Origin of the sequence: Rhodopseudomonas palustris HaA2 (assembly GCF_000013365.1) — a bacterium.
In the GTDB taxonomy this organism is placed as follows: Bacteria; Pseudomonadota; Alphaproteobacteria; order Rhizobiales; family Xanthobacteraceae; genus Rhodopseudomonas; species Rhodopseudomonas palustris_J.
In genome coordinates this window covers 419,471-440,427 of the sequence record NC_007778.1, presented here as the reverse complement: position 1 = coordinate 440,427, position 20,957 = coordinate 419,471, and the positions used below count along the sequence as shown (strand labels likewise).

At 66.8% G+C, this 20,957-nt stretch carries 17 protein-coding genes; 10 read left to right on the top strand and 7 right to left on the bottom strand.

Features of this window, described 5'->3' with window-relative positions; all coding sequences use genetic code 11:
• The first annotated feature begins 80 nt into the window (after positions 1-80).
• From hemJ to RPB_RS01970, 7 genes are all read left to right on the top strand, one after another.
• Positions 81-521 carry a protoporphyrinogen oxidase HemJ gene (gene hemJ / locus RPB_RS02000; protein WP_011439295.1) on the top strand — a complete coding sequence of 147 codons (441 nt, stop codon included), beginning with the start codon at positions 81-83 and terminating at the stop codon, positions 519-521.
• A 275-nt stretch (positions 522-796) separates the two neighbouring features.
• Positions 797-2,062 carry a transcription termination factor Rho gene (gene rho, locus RPB_RS01995; RefSeq protein ID WP_011439294.1) on the top strand — a complete coding sequence of 422 codons (1,266 nt, stop codon included), beginning with the start codon at positions 797-799 and terminating at the stop codon, positions 2,060-2,062.
• A 108-nt stretch (positions 2,063-2,170) separates the two neighbouring features.
• Positions 2,171-3,553 (top strand): tRNA uridine-5-carboxymethylaminomethyl(34) synthesis GTPase MnmE, encoded by a 1,383-nt coding sequence (mnmE, locus tag RPB_RS01990; RefSeq protein WP_011439293.1) that lies wholly within the window; start codon positions 2,171-2,173, stop codon positions 3,551-3,553.
• A gap of 639 nt (positions 3,554-4,192) precedes the next feature.
• The gene (gene mnmG, locus RPB_RS01985) at positions 4,193-6,073 is read left to right on the top strand and encodes a tRNA uridine-5-carboxymethylaminomethyl(34) synthesis enzyme MnmG (protein ID WP_011439292.1); all 1,881 of its coding nucleotides are present in this window, start codon (positions 4,193-4,195) and stop codon (positions 6,071-6,073) included.
• 585 nt (positions 6,074-6,658) lie between these two features.
• On the top strand, positions 6,659-7,372 hold the full coding sequence (gene rsmG, locus RPB_RS01980; RefSeq protein ID WP_011439291.1) for a 16S rRNA (guanine(527)-N(7))-methyltransferase RsmG: 714 nt from the start codon (positions 6,659-6,661) through the stop codon (positions 7,370-7,372).
• A complete protein-coding gene (locus tag RPB_RS01975) occupies positions 7,359-8,213 on the top strand; it encodes a ParA family protein (RefSeq protein WP_041797874.1) in 855 nt (284 codons plus the stop codon). The genes rsmG and RPB_RS01975 overlap by 14 nt, the downstream gene beginning before the upstream one ends.
• 268 nt (positions 8,214-8,481) lie before the next feature.
• Positions 8,482-9,372 carry a ParB/RepB/Spo0J family partition protein gene (locus tag RPB_RS01970; protein WP_011439289.1) on the top strand — a complete coding sequence of 297 codons (891 nt, stop codon included), beginning with the start codon at positions 8,482-8,484 and terminating at the stop codon, positions 9,370-9,372.
• A 245-nt stretch (positions 9,373-9,617) separates the two neighbouring features.
• Here RPB_RS01970 and holA read toward each other — a convergent pair whose 3' ends face one another.
• The 4 genes from holA to RPB_RS01950 all read right to left on the bottom strand — a co-directional run bounded on the left by holA (position 9,618) and on the right by RPB_RS01950 (position 15,745).
• Positions 9,618-10,646: a DNA polymerase III subunit delta gene (gene holA, locus RPB_RS01965; RefSeq protein ID WP_011439288.1), complete on the bottom strand. Its 1,029-nt coding sequence runs from the start codon at positions 10,644-10,646 to the stop codon at positions 9,618-9,620.
• Between the two features lie 44 nt (positions 10,647-10,690).
• Positions 10,691-11,251: an LPS assembly lipoprotein LptE gene (lptE, locus tag RPB_RS01960; RefSeq protein ID WP_011439287.1), complete on the bottom strand. Its 561-nt coding sequence runs from the start codon at positions 11,249-11,251 to the stop codon at positions 10,691-10,693.
• Positions 11,238-13,862: a leucine--tRNA ligase gene (leuS, locus tag RPB_RS01955; RefSeq protein ID WP_011439286.1), complete on the bottom strand. Its 2,625-nt coding sequence runs from the start codon at positions 13,860-13,862 to the stop codon at positions 11,238-11,240. Before leuS ends, lptE begins: the two co-directional genes overlap by 14 nt.
• A 203-nt stretch (positions 13,863-14,065) precedes the next feature.
• Positions 14,066-15,745, bottom strand: a complete 1,680-nt coding sequence (locus RPB_RS01950) for a GGDEF domain-containing protein (protein ID WP_011439285.1) — start codon at positions 15,743-15,745, stop codon at positions 14,066-14,068.
• Between the two features lie 171 nt (positions 15,746-15,916).
• Between RPB_RS01950 and RPB_RS01945 the strand changes: the two genes are divergently transcribed.
• Complete coding sequence (locus RPB_RS01945) at positions 15,917-16,582, top strand: YggS family pyridoxal phosphate-dependent enzyme (protein ID WP_011439284.1); 666 nt, start codon at positions 15,917-15,919, stop codon at positions 16,580-16,582.
• 259 nt (positions 16,583-16,841) lie between these two features.
• Here the strand turns inward: RPB_RS01945 and RPB_RS01940 are convergent, their stop codons facing one another.
• Positions 16,842-17,351 carry a L,D-transpeptidase family protein gene (locus RPB_RS01940; protein ID WP_085978146.1) on the bottom strand — a complete coding sequence of 170 codons (510 nt, stop codon included), beginning with the start codon at positions 17,349-17,351 and terminating at the stop codon, positions 16,842-16,844.
• A gap of 242 nt (positions 17,352-17,593) precedes the next feature.
• On the opposite strand from RPB_RS01940, the gene RPB_RS01935 reads away from it, so the two are divergent.
• Complete coding sequence (locus tag RPB_RS01935; protein ID WP_011439282.1) at positions 17,594-18,280, top strand: response regulator transcription factor; 687 nt, start codon at positions 17,594-17,596, stop codon at positions 18,278-18,280.
• A 62-nt stretch (positions 18,281-18,342) separates the two neighbouring features.
• A complete protein-coding gene (locus tag RPB_RS01930) occupies positions 18,343-18,789 on the top strand; it encodes a cyclic nucleotide-binding domain-containing protein (RefSeq protein WP_011439281.1) in 447 nt (148 codons plus the stop codon).
• Positions 18,790-18,908: 119 nt separating this feature from the next.
• Here the strand turns inward: RPB_RS01930 and RPB_RS01925 are convergent, their stop codons facing one another.
• Entirely contained in the window at positions 18,909-19,721 is an 813-nt protein-coding gene (locus RPB_RS01925; protein WP_011439280.1) for an exodeoxyribonuclease III, read from the bottom strand.
• Between the two features lie 280 nt (positions 19,722-20,001).
• Positions 20,002-20,955, bottom strand: coding sequence for an outer membrane lipoprotein carrier protein LolA (locus RPB_RS01920; protein ID WP_011439279.1), 954 nt, complete (start codon positions 20,953-20,955; stop codon positions 20,002-20,004).
• Between the last annotated feature and the right edge of the window lie 2 nt (positions 20,956-20,957).

Sequence of the window (20,957 nt, the reverse complement as noted above, 5' to 3'; positions counted from 1 at the left end):
TCGCGCATTCGAGTAACGCGCTGTGCGGGCGGTGCGTTCCAGATCGGCTCTGGAATTCCGCGCGGCCGGTGGGGCGACCGATGATCGACTGGACCGATATCTATCTTTGGGTGAAGACCCTGCACGTCGTCGCGGTGATCTCGTGGATGGCCGGAATGCTCTACATGCCGCGGCTGTTCGTCTACCACTGCAGCGCAGAGATCGGCTCGGTTCAGTCCGAGACCTTCAAGATCATGGAACGCCGGCTGTACAAGGCGATCATGAATCCGGCCATGATGGTCGCCTGGGCCGCCGGCCTGGTGATCGCCTGGGAGCAGAGCTATTTCACCTCCGGCTGGTTTCACGCCAAGCTCGGCGCGGTGGTGCTGATGACGGTGATCCACCTGATGCTGGGGCGCTACGTGCGCGATTTCGCCGCAGACCGGAACACGCGGACACATAAATTCTATCGGGTGATCAACGAGATACCCACGGTTCTGATGATCGCCGCAGTGATCTTTGTGATCGTCAAGCCGTTCTGATGGCGAAAAATCGGGCGATGGCGGGACACTGAACGCCTTGCGTGCGGCCTGACGATTTTCTATAGTTCGGCTGTCCCACCTAAAAGCAGGCGAATGTGGTTGCGATCTGGTTTTGTTTGAACCGGCCGCCGCATCGGGTTTGAAGCCTCTCCGCACCTTCCTTGCTCAAAGACGTCATCGACCCGAAGACCTGCGGCCTCTCTGTATTTTCCAGTCCCCCGCTCTCTTCCGCTGACGAATCCCCTCTCTCGGTTTTATTCCACAGGACCATCCCAATGCGGGAAATGAAACTTTCAGACCTCAAGGCCAAGACGCCGGCCGAGCTCGTCTCGTTCGCCGAAGAGCTGGGGGTCGAGAATGCCAGCACGATGCGCAAGCAGGAGCTGATGTTCGCCTGCCTGAAGCAACTGTCGGCCAAGGAAACCGATATCATCGGTGAAGGCGTCGTCGAGGTTCTGTCCGACGGCTTCGGCTTCCTGCGTTCGCCCGATGCCAACTATTTGCCGGGTCCGGACGACATCTACGTTTCGCCGTCCCAGATCCGCCGTTTTGGCCTGCGCACCGGCGACACCATCGAGGGCCACATCCGCAGTCCGAAGGAAGGCGAACGCTACTTCGCGCTGCTCAAGGTCAATACGCTGAACTTCGAGGACCCCGAGAAGTCCAAGCACAAGGTCAATTTCGACAATCTGACGCCGCTGTTTCCGGACGAGCGCTTCCGGCTCGAGATCGACGATCCGACCCGCAAGGATCTGTCGGCGCGGGTGATCGACATCGTGGCGCCGATCGGCAAGGGTCAGCGCGCGCTGATCGTGGCGCCGCCGCGCACAGGCAAGACCGTGCTGATGCAGAACATCGCGCATTCGATCACCGCCAATCATCCGGAATGCTATCTGATCGTGCTGCTGATCGACGAGCGGCCGGAAGAAGTCACCGACATGCAGCGCTCGGTGAAGGGCGAGGTGGTGTCCTCGACCTTCGACGAACCCGCGGTGCGCCACGTCCAGGTCGCCGAGATGGTGATCGAGAAGGCCAAGCGGCTGGTCGAACACGGCCGCGACGTCGTCATCCTGCTCGACTCGATCACGCGTCTGGGCCGCGCCTACAACACGGTGGTGCCGTCCTCCGGCAAGGTGCTGACCGGCGGCGTCGACGCCAATGCGCTGCAGCGGCCGAAGCGCTTTTTCGGCGCCGCGCGCAACATCGAAGAGGGCGGCTCGCTCACCATCATCGCCACCGCGCTGGTCGATACCGGCTCGCGCATGGACGAAGTGATCTTCGAAGAGTTCAAGGGCACGGGTAACAGCGAACTGATCCTCGACCGCAAGGTCTCGGACAAGCGCACCTTCCCGGCGATAGACATCTCGCGCTCCGGCACCCGCAAGGAAGAGCTGATCACCGATCCGCAACTCTTGAAGAAGATGTACGTGCTGCGCCGCATCCTCAATCCGATGGGCACCATGGACGCGATCGACTTCCTGCTCGACAAGCTGCGCAACACCAAGAACAACGCCGAATTCTTCGAGTCGATGAACACCTGATCGACCGCGGTTGGAAGCAAGTCTGCGAGGGCGCCCCGAAACGGGCGCCCTTTTTGCTGCGTGCGATTGAGCGTTGCGTCGGACGGTGGCACTCGGCAAGACAGACCGATGCATCCGAACGACCAGACCATCTTCGCCCTCGCGTCCGGCCGGCTGCCGTCGGCGCTGGCGATCGTGCGGGTGTCGGGCGCGCGCGCCAGGGACGTGCTGGCCGCGCTGACGGGGGCATTGCCGCCGCCGCGGACTGTGCGGCGGGTTCGGATTCGCGATGTAAATCATGAGCTTATCGACGACGCCGTGGTGCTGTGGTTCGCCGCGCCGGCGAGCGCGACCGGCGAGGATGTGGCCGAGTTTCACATCCATGGCGGCCGCGCGGTGCTGGCCGCGTTGGTCAAGGCTTTGGCTTCCTTCGACGATGTGCGGCCGGCGGAGCCGGGCGAGTTCACGCGGCGCGCATTCGAGAACGGCAAGCTCGATCTCACCGAAGCCGAAGGGCTCGACGATCTGATTCACGCCGACACCGAGGCGCAGCGACGGCTCGCGGTGCGGCAGCTCGGCGGTCTGCTCGGCGACAGGGCGCGGCGATGGCGGGCGCAGATCATCGAGGCGCTGGCACTGATCGAGGCCGGGATCGATTTCGCCGACGAAGGCGACGTGCAGGGCGAGCTGATGGCGCCGGCGCTGCGGACGATCGCGACGCTGCACGGCGAGATTGCAGAAGTGCTTGCGGCACAGGGCAAAAGCGAACGGCTGCGGGACGGGCTGGTGGTCGCGATCGCGGGGCCGCCGAATGTCGGCAAATCGACGCTGATCAATCGTCTGGCGCGCCGCGAGGTCGCGATCGTGTCGCCGCATGCCGGCACGACGCGTGATGTGATCGAGGTGCAGCTCGATCTCGGCGGTTATCCGGTGACGTTGATCGACACTGCGGGGATTCGTGAGAGCGAGGATTCGGTCGAGCAGGAGGGCGTGCGCCGGGCGAAGGCGCGAGCCGCGGAGGCGGACCTGGTGTTGTGGCTCGGCGCGGATGAGGCGATCGACGTAGCGGTCGAGGGCTCGGCGCCAGTCTGGCGGGTGCGGAACAAGATCGATTTGGTGCCGCAGGCCGATACCGTTGGAGCCGATTCTGGCGGCGCGGGTCTTGCGGCAAACCTGTGGCAAACCGAAGGCAACGTTGCCGCAAGGGAAGCGTTTGGGATTTCGGCGAAGCGGGGCGATGGCGTCGGCGATATGGTCGAGGCGCTGGCGGGATTCGCTGCGCAGTATTTTGCGGCGAGCGGGGAGGCCGCGGTGATCAGCCGGGAGCGGCATCGGCTTTTGCTGCAACAGGCCGAGGTCATGCTGCGGTGCAGCATGACTGTGGGCTTGGCACCGGAGTTGGTTGCGGAGGAACTCAGGCTGGCTGCGGGAGCGCTGGGGCGGCTGCTCGGCCGGGTCGATGTCGAAGACGTGCTCGGCGAGATCTTTGGCCGGTTCTGCATCGGCAAGTGAGATTGTCGAGAATATATAAATATAAATATATTCATTTCTTGATAGGTTCCGATCGAAGCCCGACCGGCAGGCCGAAACCGGATTTCGACTGCGATCTGGCGATGGCTGCGCCGTGGGCCGCTGCCGGGATTGTTTCACGTGAAACAAGCCTTGCGCGTCGATTGCTTGCAGCAGTTTGACCCTGACATGAAATTGAATCGTCATCTGGAGCGGTTTTGATGGAATCAGCGCTCGCGACCAAATGCCGCCGTCATCCTGAGGTGCCGCCGGGCCGCGCTGTGCGCGGCGCGGCGGCCTCGAAGGATGAGCCGCAGGCGCCTGGGCCGCATCCTTCGAGGCGCGCTACGCGCGCACTCAGGATGACAACTCTGCACGCGAGAAGGCCGCATTCCTTCAATCAGTCGATGAAGCGTTCTGAGGAGCCCGGCGAAGCCGGGCCTCTCGAAGGAGGGCGACCCATTCCCGTCCGCCCATGGTTCGAGACGGCGCTTCGCGCCTCCTCACCAAGGCGTTGTGCTGTGGTGACGAGGCGCGTCGCCGGGGCTGATTCCCGGAGACCAACGCACTCGCGTTTCACGTGAAACACGGCCGAATCCAATACCGCTTCAAAGCCGGGAAAAGCTGCGCTACAAGCCGGCCATGCGCAATTCCTACGATGTCATCGTCATTGGCGGCGGCCATGCCGGCTGCGAAGCCGCGGCTGCAGCGGCGCGGCTCGGCGCCGCCACCGCGCTGGTGACGCATCGCTTCGCCACTGTCGGCGCGATGTCGTGCAATCCGGCGATCGGCGGTCTCGGCAAGGGGCATCTGGTTCGCGAAGTCGACGCGCTGGACGGGCTGATGGGCCGGGTGGCCGATGCCGGCGGCATCCAGTTCCGGATGCTGAACCGGCGCAAGGGCCCGGCGGTGCGCGGACCGCGCGCCCAGGCCGACCGCAAGCTCTACGCCGCCGCGATGCAGGCCGCGATCCGCGCCACCGCCAATCTCCGCGTGATCGAGGGCGAGGCGGACACGCTGCTGAACGAGGCGGGCCGGGTCACCGGGATTCGTCTGGCTGACGGCCGCGAGCTTGTGGCCGGCGCGGTCGTCATCACCACCGGCACCTTTTTGCGCGGGCTGATCCATCTCGGCGAACAGTGCTGGCCGGCCGGCCGGATCGATGAGGCGCCGGCGCTCGGGCTGTCGGCCTCGTTCGAGGCGCTGGGTCTCGCGCTCGGCCGCCTCAAGACCGGGACGCCGCCGCGGCTCGACGGCCGCACCATCGACTGGGGCGCGGTCGAGATGCAGCCCGGCGACGATCCGCCGGAGCCGTTCTCGGTGCTGACGCCGGCGATCACCACGCCGCAGATCGAATGCGGCATCACCCGGACGCTGCCCGCGACCCACGAGGTGATCCGCGCCAATGTGCATCGCTCGCCGATGTATTCCGGGCAGATCCAGTCGTCGGGGCCGCGCTATTGCCCGTCGATCGAGGACAAGATCGTCAAATTCGGCGACCGCGACGGCCACCAGATCTTCCTCGAGCCGGAAGGGCTCGACGATCCGACCGTCTATCCCAACGGGATCTCGACCTCGCTGCCCGAAGAGGTGCAGCGCGCGATCCTGGCCACGATCCCGGGCCTGGAGCGCACCGTGATGCTGCGGCCGGGCTATGCGATCGAATACGATCATGTCGATCCGCGCGAGCTGGAGCCGACGTTGCAGACCAAGCGGTTGCGCGGGCTGTATCTGGCCGGCCAGATCAACGGCACCACCGGCTATGAAGAGGCCGCGGCGCAGGGCCTGGTCGCCGGGTTGAACGCGGCGCTGGCGGCCGGCGGCGGCGAGGGCGTCGTGTTCGACCGCGCCGACGGCTATCTCGGGGTGATGATCGACGATCTGGTGACCCGCGGTATCTCCGAGCCGTACCGGATGTTCACTTCCCGGGCGGAGTATCGCCTGACGCTGCGGGCCGACAATGCCGATCAGCGGCTGACCGACAAGGGTCTGGCGCTGGGCTGCGTCGGGACGGAGCGGGCGGCGTTCCACCGCGGCAAAATGGCGGCGCTGGCCGAGGCCAAGGCGCTGGCGCAGTCGCTGGCGATCACGCCGAACGAGGCGGCCAGGCATGGGCTGTCGCTCAATCGCGACGGCCAGCGGCGCTCGGCGTTCGATCTGCTGTCCTATCCGGAGATCGAATGGCCGCAGGTGAGGGCGATCTGGCCGGAACTGGCGGCGGTTTCGCCGTCGATCGCCGGGCATGTCGAGATCGACGCCAAGTATGCCGTCTATCTGGAGCGCCAGGTCGCCGACGTCGCCGCGTTCCGGCGCGATGAGGGCCTGCTGCTGACCGATGTCGACTATGCGCAGGTGCCCGGACTGTCGAACGAGGCGCGGGGCCGGCTGGAGCGGCACCGGCCACGCACGGTCGGGCAGGCGGGTCGCCTGGACGGTATCACCCCCGCGGCGCTCGGCATTCTGGCGGCCTATCTGCGGCGAGAAGCGCGGAAGCGGCCGGCGGTGGTGGACGGCGAAGGCTAGGCGAGGCCGCTGTTTCACGTGAAACAGCGCGCCGCCTCGTTTGCGGGGCCGGATCGGCTCGTTGGGCGCCTTGAAGCTCGTCGATCGACCGGCTTGGGCATCCGGTGAGGTCACCGGGTGATCGAACACAATCGCTGTGCCCGCGTCGCCCTCACCCCAGCCCTCTCCCGCAAGCGGGAGAGGGAGCCGGCAGTGCGGGTGGGACGTCCGTGCCAGAATGGGTGCCGGATCGAATAAAACACGCCACGGCATTGAAATGGTGATGTCTCAGCCCCGTGCCCGGGCTCCGAGCTTTGAACGAGGCGGTAGCCCCTCCACAGGCACGGCGCGCTCCCTCTCCTGCTTGCGGGAGAGGGTCGGGGTGAGGGCGACGCGGGTGGGGCGTCTGTGAGAACGGCCGCCACGTTCTGGACGAGCCTCTCGCAAGCGTCGGGCGTTGTTCCGGGCTCACATTGTTGGGGATCTGCCAACCGGCGCAAAAACTCATCGCAATCACTCCCGGCGCCCGACCAAACAGTGGCTGGAATCGCCGCGGCGGCTTATGTGTAATCCACACCGATCCTCGAACCCCCGAGACCCCGGCCGATGGCCTCGCGACATTCGCCGCAGACAGCCGCCCAGCCCGACGCTGCCGACAAGGCGCAGGCACTGAGGCTCACCCCCGTTTCACGTGAAACAGAGACGCGGCTCGATGCCTATCTGGATCTGCTCCGCCTGTGGCAGGCCAAGACCAATCTGGTGGCGCCGTCGACGCTGCCGCAGCTCTGGACCCGGCATGTCGCCGACTCGCTTCAGCTCCTTGCGCTCGCGCCGACGGCGCGGCGCTGGCTCGATTTCGGGAGCGGCGGCGGCTTCCCCGGCATCGTGCTGGCCTGCGCAATGGCCGAGCACGACGGCGGCCACGTCACGCTGGTCGAGCGCAACGCCAAGAAGGCCGCTTTCTTGCGCGAGGCGCTGCGCGTCACCGGCGCGCCGGGCACAGTTATGCTCGCGGACATTGGGGATAACGTGGATAGGTTCCCGCGGGCGCTCGATTGCATCACCGCGCGTGCCGTTGCTCCGCTACACCAGCTCATCGGTTTCGCCGCGCCGCTGATGACCGAGGGCAGCAAGGTGCTGTTTCTCAAGGGTCAAGATGTAGAAGCGGAATTGACGGAAGCTACTAAGTATTGGAAGATCGAGCCCCAATTGCACGCCAGCCTGACCGGCGGGCAGGGCTGGATCGTCGAACTCGACCGCATCGTCCGACACGCCCCCTCCACCACCAACCCAGAAGCCGCCGCGCATGACCGTCATTGATGAAATATTTCAAGGGGATAGGGCGATGACCGAGCCTGGACGCCCACGCATCATCGCGCTCGCCAACCAGAAGGGCGGGGTCGGCAAGACCACCACGGCGATCAATCTCGGCACCGCGCTGGCGGCGATCGGCGAGCGCGTGCTGATCGTCGATCTCGACCCGCAGGGCAACGCCTCGACCGGGCTCGGGATCGACCGCCGCGACCGCAATTGTTCGACCTACGACGTGCTGGCCGGCGAAGCGCCGCTGCGCGACGCCGTGGTGCCGACCGCAGTGCCGCGGCTGCACATCGCCGCCTCGACGATGGATCTGTCCGGCCTCGAACTCGAACTCGGCCACACCCGCGACCGCGCCTTCCGGTTGCGCGACGCGATCGCCGTGCTCAACAAGGACGTCGATCCGCCGCTCGACTACACCTATGTGCTGATCGACTGCCCGCCGTCGTTGAACCTGCTAACCGTCAACGCCATGGCGGCGTCGGACGCGATCCTCGTGCCGCTGCAGTGCGAGTTCTTCGCGCTCGAAGGTCTGTCGCAATTGCTGCAGACCGTCGAGCAGGTGCGCTCGACGCTGAACCCGGAGCTGACCATCCACGGCATCGTGCTGACGATGTTCGACAGCCGCAACAATCTGTCGAGCCAGGTGGTCGCCGACGTCCGACAGTTCATGGGCAAGAAGGTCTACGACACCATGATCCCGCGCAACGTCCGGATCTCGGAAGCGCCGAGCTACGGCAAGCCGGTGCTGGTCTACGATCTGAAATGCGTCGGCTCGGAGGCCTATCTCAAGCTCGCCACCGAAGTGATCCAGCGCGAGCGCGAACTGCGTACCACGCATTGAGGCTTGCGATGGCGCGCGGCGGGGGCCGTGCGCGGTCATCCTTCGAGGCGCGCAAGGAAGAGCGCGCACCTCAGGATGACGGAGAGGCATTGATCGTCTCGACAAGCACCACGTCATCCTGAGGTGCGAGGGGCGTAGCCCCGAGCCTCGAAGGATGGGCCACAGGCGCCGGGCGCAAGCGGCAAGTCACAACTCGGCGTCATCGGCGGATGACTTGATACAACAAAGCGTAACGCGGAGTGACGACGTGAATCCAAGGGAGCAGGCGATGGCCGACGAGCACCGTTCGCGACTGGGGCGGGGGCTGGCGAGTCTGATCGGGGACGTCGGCGGCGAGGCCGCGCATGTCGAGCGGCCGCGCGCGCAGCGCAAGGTGCCGATCGAATTCATCAAGGCCAATCCGCGCAACCCGCGCCGCAGCTTCACCGATGCCGAGCTCGGCGAATTGTCGGATTCGATCAAGCAGCACGGCGTGATCCAGCCGATCGTGGTGCGGCCCGTGAAGGGCACGAACGACCGCTTCGAGATCATCGCCGGCGAACGGCGCTGGCGCGCGGCGCAGCGCGCCGGCCTGCACGAAGTGCCGATCGTGCCGGTCGATGTCAGCGATGCGCTGGCGCTCGAGATCGCCATCGTCGAAAACGTGCAGCGCGAGAATCTCAATCCGCTGGAAGAGGCGCAGGGCTATCACGCGCTCGCCAACGAATTCAAACGCAGCCAGGACGAGATCGCGAAAATCGTCGGCAAGAGCCGCAGCCACGTCGCCAACATGATGCGGCTGACCAAGCTGCCCGACGACGTGCTCGAGCTGATCGCGGCCGGACAACTATCTGCCGGCCATGCGCGCGCGCTGATCGGCGTGCCCGATCCGTCGGCGGCGGCCAAGCGCATCGTCGCCGAGGGCCTCAACGTCCGGCAGACCGAAGCGCTGGCCCACGACGAAGGCGTGCCGGAACGCAAGCCGCAGAAGCCGCGCGCGTCTGCGAGCGCGAAGCCGGCCAAGGACGCCGACACGCTGGCGCTGGAAAAACGCGTCAGCGACGCGCTCGGCATGAAGGTGACGATCGACGACCGCGACGGCACCGGCTCGCTGCAGATCCGCTACGCCGATCTCGACCAGCTCGACGACATCATCCGCAGGCTCGAGGCGGGCGGTTAGTTGGGGTAGCGAGCGGTTAGTTGGGTTGGTGAGACGGCGCCCGTTCGCGCCTTGTAACAAGGACGACGTCATCCTGAGGAGCGCGCTGGGCCGCGCTGTGCGCGGCGCGGCGGGCCTCGAAGGATGGGCCGCCGGCACCCGTTGCCGCATCCTTCGAGGCGCGCAAGAGCGCGCACCTCAGGATGACGATGCCGGTGAGACGATGACGGTGATGCGAGGCCGGTGATGCGACGCCGCCCTCCCAACTAACTCCTTCGCCGCGCGCTTACCGCGATCGACAGCAGCGTGCGCTGGGCGATGGCGGCGCCGAGGGTGGCCTGGCGTCTCGTGTCGAGCGCGGCGGTGGCGAGCTGGTCGATGATCTGCGCCAGGCGCGATGGGCCGAGATTGCGCAGCGCCGTTTCGGACGCGGCCTTGCGCGAAAAATGCAATCGCGGAAAGCCGCTGTCGAGCGCTGTCGCGGCCGGCGTGCCGGCGTCGACCGCGAGGCTGGTCTTGTGCAGGAACGCGGCGTGGCGCTGCGCCGCGAGAATGATCTGCCCCGGATAGGTGCCGGCGACCATCGCCTTGGCGAATTCGCTTTCGACGACCTGCGGCTTGCCGGAGAACGCCGCATCCACAATGACGTCGAGCTTGAGGTCGGAGGCGTCCGACACGCAGGCGATCACGTCGTCGAGCGTGATCTCGCCCTGGCCGTGCGCATACAGCGCGAGCTTGCGGACTTCGTTGCGCGAGGCCTGGCGATCGCCGCCGAGCAGCGTCATCAGCACGCCGCGAGCGTCGCGGCCGATCTGCAATTGGGCCGCGCGGAGTTCGTCGTCGATCAGCTTGGCGAGATCGGCCTCGGCGTCCGGATAGCAGCCGATCGCCACCGCGCTTGCGGCTTTCTCGCAGGCCTTGCGCAGCGCGTTGTCCGGCTTGATGTCGCCGGCCTCGATCACGATCCGGCATTCCTTCGGCGGCGACGCGACGAGCGTCTCGACGCCGGCGACGAAGCTGCGCGAGCCGGCGCGGATGCGGATCGCGCGGCGGCCGCCGAACATCGGGATCGAATTCGCCTCGTCGACCAGCCGCGACGGCTCGGCCGCGAGCTCGTCGCCGTCGAGCCGCACCAGCGCGAACGGGTCGTTGGGATCGTCGAGCGCCGAGGCGATCAGCGCGTCGGCGCGTTCGCGTACCAGGCCGGCATCGGGGCCGAACAGCAGGATGATCGGCCGGCCCGGATCGGGGCGGGCCAGAAAGGAGGTGGCGTCTCGTCCACGCAGCGCGACCATGGCGATGTTAGACCGGCGATGCGGCGCGGGCGCGCACGACCGGCTCAGATGCCGGCGTAGAAATACGACGCCAGCCTGGTGTTGATGTTCTCGGCGATTTCCTGCGCGGCGCGATCCTCGGCGTCACGGCCGGCGCGGGTGCGGGCGAAGCGCTGGGTCTGGCCCGGCACGTCGTATTCGACGCGCGAGAAGGTGTTGCCGGACATCACCACCTTGCCGGTGGCGATCTCGATCAGCCGGTAGCTGGCGTCGATGCCGTAATTCTCGATGGTCGGCAGCGCGGTGGTCGGATCGACGATCAGCGACGAGCGCTGGGTGGTGAGGTTCATCTTCAGCGAATACAGCGGCGGCGCGCCGGTGGCGCTGCCGTACATCTTGAACATCAGCGCGTTGCGGATCTCGACGCCGAGCCGGGCGACGCGCGAGCCGTTCGGCACGTCGAGCGGCGGCACCTCGATGGCGGCGAGCTTGTCGCGCAGCGTCGGCGAGCCGTCGCCGCGGTCGGCATACATCGGCTGGAAGCATCCAGCCAGCGGCGCCGCCAGCATTGCGGCGAGCGCCAGCCTCGCGACCATCTTCGCCAATGCGGGCCTAACCGACGACATTCACGATCCTCTGCGGCACCACGATCACCTTGCGGACGGGCTTGCCGTCCAGCGCCTGTCTTACCGCATCGAGGGCCAAAACGGCAGCCTCAATTTCCTGGGTGTTGGCGTCCCTGGCCACCGTGATGTCCCCGCGTTTCTTGCCGTTGACCTGTACCGGCAGGGTGATGCTGTCTTCGACCAGCAAATCGCGTTCGATTTGCGGCCACAGCGCCTCGGAGACCAGGCCCGGCCGGCCCAGCGCCGCCCAGCATTCCTCGGCCAGATGCGGCATCATCGGGTGAAACAGTTGAACAAGGATGACCGCGGCCTCGCGGATCGCCCAGGCCAGATCCGGCGACGGCTGGCCCGGCTTCGCCAGCGCCTCGCCGAAGCTGTTGGCGAATTCGCGGATATGGGCGAGGCTGACATTGAAGGCGAGCCGTTCGATGCCGCTCAACACCTTGTCGAGCGCGCCATGCGCGGCCTTGCGCACCGCCAGCGCCTCGGGGCCGAACGTCGCCGGCCGCTCGGCCGGGGCCGAACGGGCGATGGCGGCGGCGTCATTCACCATCCGCCACAGCCGCTGCACGAAGCGCGATGCGCCCTTGACGCCTTCCTCGCTCCAGATCACGTCGCGGTCCGGCGGCGAATCCGACAGCATGAACCAGCGCGCGGTGTCGGCGCCGTAAGAGCCGATGATGTCGTCGGGATCGACGGTGTTGCGCTTACTCTTCGACATCTTTTCGATCGGGCCGATCTCGACCGGCGTGCCGCCGTCGAGCAGCGTGGCGCGGCGGCCGTCGCCCTCGGCCACGATCGCGACTTCGGCCGGCGAGGCGAAATGGCCGTCGGCGGTGCGGTAGGTCTCGTGCACCACCATGCCCTGGGTGAACATGCCGCGGAACGGCTCGTCCAGGCCGAGATGGCCGGTGGCCTTCATCGCCCGGGTGAAGAACCGGCTGTACAAGAGATGCAGGATCGCGTGCTCGACGCCGCCGATATATTGATCGACCGGCAGCATCCGGTTGACCACGTCGGGCGTGGTCGGCGCGGTCTCGTTCCACGGATCGGTGAAGCGCGCGAAGTACCAGGACGAATCCACGAAGGTGTCCATGGTGTCGGTTTCGCGCTGCGCTTTGCCGCCGCATTGCGGGCAGGGCACGTGCTTCCAGGTCGGGTGATGGTCGAGCGCGTTGCCGGGCTTGTCGAACGACACGTCCTCCGGCAGCACGACGGGCAGGTCCTTGTCCGGCACCGGCACGACGCCGCAGACCTCGCAATGGATCACCGGGATCGGGCAGCCCCAATAGCGCTGGCGTGAAATCCCCCAGTCGCGCAGGCGGAAATTGACCTTGCGCTCGCCGACCGGCGCATTGCCGAGCGTCGCTGTCTCCAGCCGCTTCGCCACTTCTTCCTTCGCGTCCGCGATGCTCATGCCGTCGAGGAAGCGCGAATTGATCAGGCGGCCGTCGCCGTCATAGGCCTCGTCGGTGATGACGAAGCTCAAAGGGTCCTGGCCCTCGGGGCACACAACGGGCGTATTACCAAGCTGGTACTTGTTGACGAAATCGAGGTCGCGCTGGTCGTGCGCCGGGCAGCCGAAGATGGCGCCGGTGCCGTATTCCATCAGCACGAAATTCGCCACATAGACCGGGATCTGCCAGGTCGGGTCGAACGGATGCAGCGCGCGGATGCCGGTGTCGATGCCCTGCTTCTCGGCGGTGTCGATCTCGGCCTGCGCGGTGCCGCGCTTCTTGCACTCCTCGACGAAGGCCGCGATCTTCTCGTTCTTGGCGGCCGCCGCCTGCGCCAGCGGATGATCCGGCGCGATCGCCATGAATTTGGCGCCGAACAGCGTGTCGGGCCGCGTGGTGAAAATCTTCAGCTCGGTCTCGCCGGCCGGCGTCGTCGCCGCATCCAGCGCGAACCGCACCAACAGGCCTTCGCTGCGGCCGATCCAGTTGCGCTGCATCAGCCGGACCTTGTCGGGCCAGCGGTCGAGCGTTTCCAGCGCGTCGAGCAGGTCCTGCGCGTAGCGGGTGATCTTGAACACCCACTGGTTCATCTCGCGCTGCTCGACCACCGCGCCGGAGCGCCAGCCGCGGCCGTCGATCACCTGCTCGTTGGCCAGCACGGTCATGTCGACCGGGTCCCAGTTGAGCTTGCGGGTTTCCCGTTCGGCCAGGCCGACCTTCAGGAAATCCAGGAACATCTTCTGCTGATGCTTGTAGTAGGTCGGATCGCAGGTCGCGAATTCACGCGCCCAGTCGAGCGACAGCCCCATGGTCTGGAGCTGCTTCTTCATTGAAGCGATGTTGTCGTAGGTCCAGGCCTTGGGCGCGACCTTGCGCTCAATCGCGGCGTTCTCGGCCGGCAGGCCGAACGCGTCCCAGCCCATCGGGTGCAGCACGTTGTGGCCGCGCGCCCGCATCGTCCGCGCCACCACGTCGCCCATGGTGTAGTTGCGGACGTGCCCCATATGGATGCGGCCCGACGGATACGGGAACATCTCCAGCACGTAATACTTTGGGCGCGGGTCGTCGTTCCGGGTGGCGAAAATTTTCGCCTCGTCCCATTTCGCCTGCCATTTCGGCTCGGATTCGCGGGCGTTGTAACGTTCGTTGCTCATGGAGATCAGTCAGGCTGGAGATCAGTCGGCCGGCCGGTTCGAGCGCTGTGCACATTCAAGGAAGCGCGAATGAGGTCGCAAACCGGTGCGGCTCAGGCGGAATTCGCGCGCAAGGCGCGCGGAATAGGCCACGAAACGCTGCGTCGGGTCAATGGGATGGGCGCAATTCCGCGGTCCGGCCGGGGCCCGGCGCGGGCGCCGCCTCAGCCCGCCATCGCCATTGGCGCGGGCGCATCGGCGCCGCGGACCAGGCCGTGTTCGGCGACCGTGTTGCGGCCGCCGTGTTTGGCGGCGTAGAGCGCGGCGTCGGCGGCCTCGAGCAGTTCGCGCGGCGCCGCGGTGTCGACCGGCAGAGCCGTCGCGACGCCGACGCTGACGGTGACGCGCTGAAACTCGCTGGTGCGATGCGGCACCCCAAGTCGCTCGATCGTGGCCCGAACCAATTCGCCGACATCGCGCGCGGCCGCCGCATCGGTATTCGGCAACAGGAGGCAGAACTCCTCGCCGCCGTAGCGCGCGGCGAAGCCGCCGGTCTCGTCGGCCACGCCCGCCAGCGCCTCGCCGATCCGCGACAGGCAGGCGTCGCCCTCCGGATGGCCATAGCTGTCGTTGAACGGCTTGAAATGGTCGACGTCGAGCATCAGCAGCGCCAGGCAATGGCCGGTCTGCTGGCCGCGCGCCCATTCGAAGTCCAGCCGGCTCTGGAAGCCGCGCCGGTTGGCCAGACCGCTCAGCATGTCCATCGACGCCATCACGGTGAGGTTGTTGTTGATCGCGACCAGCTCGCGCTCGCGCTGGCCGAGTTGCGCGGCCATCGCGTTGAAGGCGCGCGCCAGCGGCACGAATTCCGACGGCAGCCGGGCGCGCGCGGCGCGCGCCGACCAGTCGCCTTCGGCGAATCGCTTGGCAGTCGAGGTCAGCATCGAGATCGGCCGCACGATCAGCCGTTCGGCGGCGATCAGCGCGCCGAGCAGCACGAACACGCACACCAGCGCCAGTTGCAGATAGGCGGTGCGGATCTCGCGGTTGATGGCGGCCGCGACCACGCTCTCGTCGAGCGTCACCAGCAGCCGCGAATTGGTGCCCGGAATCCGCGAGACCGACAGCCTCCGTCCGGTGCCGTCCAGAGCTGCCAACGCCTCCCGCTGCGGCGGATTGGCGCCGAGGGCGAAGTCGAGCGTGGCCTGGTCGAGTTTCTGGCCGACCTTGCTGCGCTGGTCGGGCGGGGTGGCGAGCACGGTGCCCTCGCCGTCGATCAGCGCGACGCTGACGCCGGCGCGGTCGGCGAGATTGGCCATGATGTCCGACAGCCAGTCGAGGTTCATTCCGGCGATCATCACGGCCTGTTCGCCGGCGTCCACCGCCGACACCGGATAGGCCGCCAGAATGGTGCCCTTGCCGCTCTGCGCCCCGATCAGGAAATCGCTGACGACGAAATCATGGCTCTCCAGCGCCCGGCGGAAATAGGCGCGCTCGCTGACGTCGGCGCCGACGAACATCGCCGCGGTGGAGCAATGAATGATGCCGCGCGCATCCGCGATCGACAGCATCCGGATCGACGGCAGATCGACCCGCAGACTGGCGCGCAGAATGCTGCAGCTGCGGTCGACCTGGGCGGCTGCGGCATGGATGTAGGCGGCGGATTTCAGCACCGCCTCGACCGAGGAGATCACTTCGCGCTGGGCGTCGGCGGCGCGCTGCGCCAGCGTCGCTGCGGTGGCGGCGACCGCGGCGATCTCACTGCTGCGGGTGTGTTCGAGCAGGCGGACCCGGTCGAACATCAGCGGGCACACCAGAATCAGCGCCAGAATCACCAGCCGCGCGCGGATTCCGAGTAACCCCCGAAGCTTCGCTTTCTTGCGAATGATGGCGATGCGTGACATCGTGCCCCCCTCAACCCCCGCAAACAACCTAGGCCCAAGGGTTCAAGAACCCTTCCTCCAACTCGTTACAAATTGAATGAAAATACGACCTGCGAGTGCATTCGACTTCCGTTTCGCGTCGTTCGACCGTCCGTCACGCGCCGCCGCGGCGCGAAACCGCCGGGGAATGCGGTGAGCGCCGGCCCGGTTCAGGGGCTGGCCGCCGTCGAGCAGGAGATTGCCCGGGCCTGCCAGGAGGCGCGCCGCGACCGCGATTCGGTGACGCTGATCGCGGTGTCGAAGACGTTCGAGGCCGACGCCATCCTGCCGGTGCTGGCCGCCGGGCAACGGGTGTTCGGCGAGAACCGCGTCCAGGAGGCCAAGGCCAAATGGCCGCCGCTGCTGGAGAGCCATCCCGACACCGCGCTGCATCTGATCGGGCCGCTGCAATCCAACAAGGCCAAGGAGGCGGTCGCGCTGTTCGACGCGATCCATTCGGTCGATCGCGAGAGCCTGTGCGAGGCGCTCGCCAAGGTGTTGCCGGCCTCCGGCCGCGCGGTCGAATTGTTCGTCCAGATCAATACCGGCGAGGAGCCGCAGAAAGCTGGAATCGCGCCGCAGGACGCCGATGCGTTCATCGCCGCCTGCCGCGACCGCTTCGGGCTCACCATCGCCGGGCTGATGTGCATCCCTCCGGTCGACGAAGCCCCGGCGCCGCATTTCGCGCTGACGGCCAAGATCGCCAAACGCAACGGCCTGGCGAAACTGTCGATGGGCATGAGCTCCGACTTCGCCACCGCGATCGCATTCGGCGCCACGCATGTGCGGGTCGGTTCGGCGATCTTCGGGCATCGGTAGGGCGACAGTTCTCACGCCCGCCGCCCGGTGCCGCGGCGGCTCAGCTTTCAGCCGTCACCACCCGCGAAAGCACGCCCCGCACCGTATTCGGCCGTCATCTTGAGGTGCGCGCCCTTACGCGCCTCGAAGGATGTGCGACGGGCGCTTGCGGCCCATCCTTCGAGGCGCGCTCAAGGGAGCGCGCATCTCAGGATGACGGCGGAACTGGTGGCAGGTGGCGGAGGTGCCGGCGGCCGATCGCGGCGGAGGGCGCATGCACCTACCCGATCACGATCCTCGTCTTCGGCCCGAGCCGCGCCAGCAGGCGGAGCAGGTTGCCGCGGGTCATGGCGATGCAGCCGGCGGTGGGGCCGAAATTGTCGCGGGCCAGATGCAGAAACACCGCGCTGCCGCGGCCGGCGATCCGCGGCCTTGTGTTGTGGTCGATCTCGACGATGAAATCATACAGATGATCGTCGCGCCGCAAGCGGTCGCCGGGCTCGCCGGGGCCGCGGCGCATCGGCCGGTTGTAGTGCCGGCTCGACGGATCCTCGCACCAGGCGTCGGCGGCGGTGATCGCCCGCACCGGGAGACGGGTGCGCGGCTGCGGCCAACGGTCCGCCCGCCACCACAGCCGCAGCGGACGAAACGTGCCGCGCGGGGTGCCGCCGTCGCCTTCGCGTTTGTTGGCCAGAATACCGCCACGGCCGAGCGCGACCGGGATCGTCAGCCCATCCGCCGTCAGCCAGCCGCGGCTGGGCCGGCCGGGCGCCGGGCGGACGCGCACCATCCGGCTTGGGCGGCATCCCGCGGCGGTCGGATAAGAATCTGAATTTAAGACTGTTTTCACGTCTGGCGCGGCTCTTTGGAGGCGATTGTCGGCAATTTTAGCATGCCACTGTTCAAATCTGCAGAATCGATCCCTATTTGCTGATCTGCGATACAATCGCGCTCGATTGCTGCGCATGATTTGGAAAGGCGCCCTCCGCCGCCCCGGCTGGAGCCGCGCGCAAGACCCGAAGGACATCGCCTATGCCGAACGCCCGCAAGATCCTGATCGTGGACGACGACACCGATCTGCGAGACGCGCTGGTCGAGCAATTGTCGCTGCACGAGGAGTTCGAGGCCTCCGCGGTCGACACTGGCGCCAAAGGCGTGCAGTCGGCCAAGGCGAATTCGCCCGACCTGGTGCTGATGGATGTCGGCCTGCCCGACACCGACGGCCGCGAGGTGGTGCGCAGCTTGCGCAAGGGCGGCTTCAAGGCGCCGATCATCATGCTGACCGGGCACGACACCGACTCCGACACGATTCTCGGGCTGGAGAGTGGCGCCAACGACTACGTCGCCAAGCCGTTCCGCTTCGCCGTGCTGCTGGCGCGGATCCGCGCCCAGCTGCGCCAGCATGAAGCCAGCGAGGACGCGGTGTTCACCGTCGGCCCCTACAGCTTCCGCCCCGGCTCCAAGATGCTGACCGGCGCCAACGCCAAGAAGGTGCGGCTGACCGAGAAGGAAACCGCGATCCTGCGCTTCCTGTACCGCGCCGGTCAGGCGCCGGTGTCGCGCGAGACGCTGCTGCAGGAAGTCTGGGGCTATAATTCCGGCGTGACCACCCACACGCTCGAGACCCACATTTACCGACTTCGCCAAAAGATCGAGAAGGATGCGGCGAATCCGGAGATTCTGGTGACCGAGGCCGGTGGCTACAAACTCGTGCCGTGATACCAATAGGGGCCGAATCGTCGCCATAGCCTTGGCGCGTCCCGTTCTCTGACCGGTCCCTGATGTCGATCGAAGATGATGTTGCCCTGCTCGAGCGCGTCCCGACGCTGCGGCTGTTGGGCGACACCTCGTTGCGGATGCTGGCGATCGGCTCGGATCAGCGCGACTTCGCGCGCGGCGACGTGCTGTTCAACGCCGGCGATGCGTCGGACGCCGGCTATGTGGTGCAGAGCGGCGCGTTCCAGGTGACGTCGGAGGACGGCGGCCCGCACGAACTGATCGCGCGGCCGGGCGACCTGATCGGCGAACTGGCGCTGGTGCTGCCGATGCCGCGGCCCTCCAGCGCGGTGGCGCTGGAATATTCCTCGGTGATCCGGATCGCCCGCAGCCTGTTTCAGCGCGTGCTCGAAAGCGACCCCGCCGCGGCGAAGCGCCTGCGCGACGAATTCGCCGCCCGCACCACCACCATCGCCCGCGACATCCTGCGCGCCGGCGCCAAGCTGACGTAGCGGCGGGTCAGCGTAGCAGCGGTCAGCGACTCGCGTCGCCCTCACCCCAACCCTCTCCCGCAGGCTGGAGAGGGAGCGCGCTGTGCTTGTTGTCGGTTCGCGGATGAACGCGCTGCGGCTCACAGCTCCATCGTCACCGTCACCGGGACGTGGTCGCTCGGGCGTTCCCAGCTGCGGGCGTCGCGCAGGATCTTGAAGTCGGTGACGCGGGCGCGCAGCGCTTCGGAGACCCAGATGTGGTCGAGCCTGCGGCCGCGGTCGCCGATCGTCCAGTCGGCGGCGCGGTAGCTCCACCAGGTGTAGATCTTCTCCGACAGCGGAATCCGCTCGCGCGCGACGTCGACCCAATTGCCGGCGGCCTGCACCGCGAGCAGCTTGTCGCATTCCACCGGGGTGTGCGACACGACTTTAAGTAACTGCTTGTGCGACCAGACGTCGTGCTCGTGCGGCGCGACGTTGAGGTCGCCGACCAGAATGTGCCGCGCGTCGCCCGACGGATGCAGCGGCGCGCAGGCCCGCATCTCGTCGAGGAACGACAGCTTGTGTTTGAATTTCGGATTGGCCTCGGGATCGGGAATGTCGCCGCCGGCGGGCACGTAGAAATTATGCAGCAGCAGCGGCGGATCGGCCGCGCCGGTCTGCAGCGACACCGAGATGTGGCGCGAGTCGATATTGTCGCAGAAGGTGCGGATGTCGGTGGCGAGAAACGGGATCTTCGAGATCACCGCGACGCCGTGATAGCCCTTCTGGCCGTTGAGCGCGATGTGCTCGTAGCCGAGCCGCTTGAAGCGCTTCGCCGGAAACGCGTCGTCCGGGCATTTGGTCTCCTGAAGGCACAGCACGTCTGGCCGCTGCGCCTTGAGGAATTTCGCCACCAGCTCGATGCGTAGCCGCACCGAATTGATGTTCCAGGTCGTGAGCGTGAAGGACATGGGGGGCCGGGATGTTGCGGGCGCGGCACCGTCATCCTGAGGTGCGCGCTCTTTCTTGCGCGGCGGACGATCGGACGCAAGCCGCTGATGTGTACAACCCGCCCGGCGTGCGCCGTGGCGTCTTGCGAAGTGGATGGATTGCCGGGTCAAGCCCGGCAATGACGGTCTTGAAGAGACGGTCTGCGACTGACGGGGCGATCAAGCACAGCGTCATGCGCGGGCTTGACCCGCGCATCCATCGTCCGCGAAGCGGATCACCGAAACAATAAGAAGGACAGCCTCAGCCCGGCGGGGTGCCGTAGTCGGTGAAGTCGATCTTGAACATCGACGGGTCGGGGCGGCGGGTGGTGTCGAGATTGTAGATCGCCACCGTGGTGTCGTAGCCCTGCGGATCGGTGACGGTCCATTGCTTGAGCTGGCCGTCCTTGACGCCGAGCATCAGCATCAGCCGGCTGGTGCCGATCACCGCGTTGCGCTCCTCGATGATGATGCTGATGTAGAGCTCGTCCGAGCTGATCGCGACCACATTGGTGTCGCGCAACAGATCGATGCGGTCGCTGAGCAGATAGCGCAGCGGCGTCTGCGACAGCGGATAGACGTCCTGGGTCGCGAGCTTGCGGTCGCGCACCGCCAGCGACTGGCCGTCCGAGACCATCGAGACCGGGCTCGGCTCGTCGTATTCGAACCGCACCTTGCCGGGCTTCATGATGTAGAAATCGCCCTGGAGCCGGCTGCCGTCGGGCCCGACCTGAACGAAATTGCCGACCAGCGTCGACAGCGACGACAGATAGGCGCTGACCTTCGCGGCATCCGCCTTCTGCTTGGCGTCGAAGGTGGTGAAGATCGAGGCCGGCACGTTGCGGCGCGGATCGGGGATCACCGGCTCGGGCGGCGTGGTCAGCTTCGCGACCGGCGGCGCCGGCTGTTGCGGCGGTCGCTGTTGCGGCCGGTTCGGCTCGGCGGCGCTGAGCAGCCGCTCGCCGCCCTTCGGCGACGGTTTCGGCACCGGCACGGTTTCGGCGGCGGCGAATGGTGCGGTGACGGCCAGCAGCAGCCCGATGCCGGCCGCGATGGCGCCGCGTAGCCCTTGAGGGATCGCCGGTCTCGGCGCCAAACCATTGAAATCAATCGACAATGCAATGTCCTGCGCAGGTGCGGCGGATCCGGCACTCAGCTTCCCAGCGGCTACCTTGGCGCTGTGGCGATTTCGCGACTCCGCTCCGGACAATTCCATCA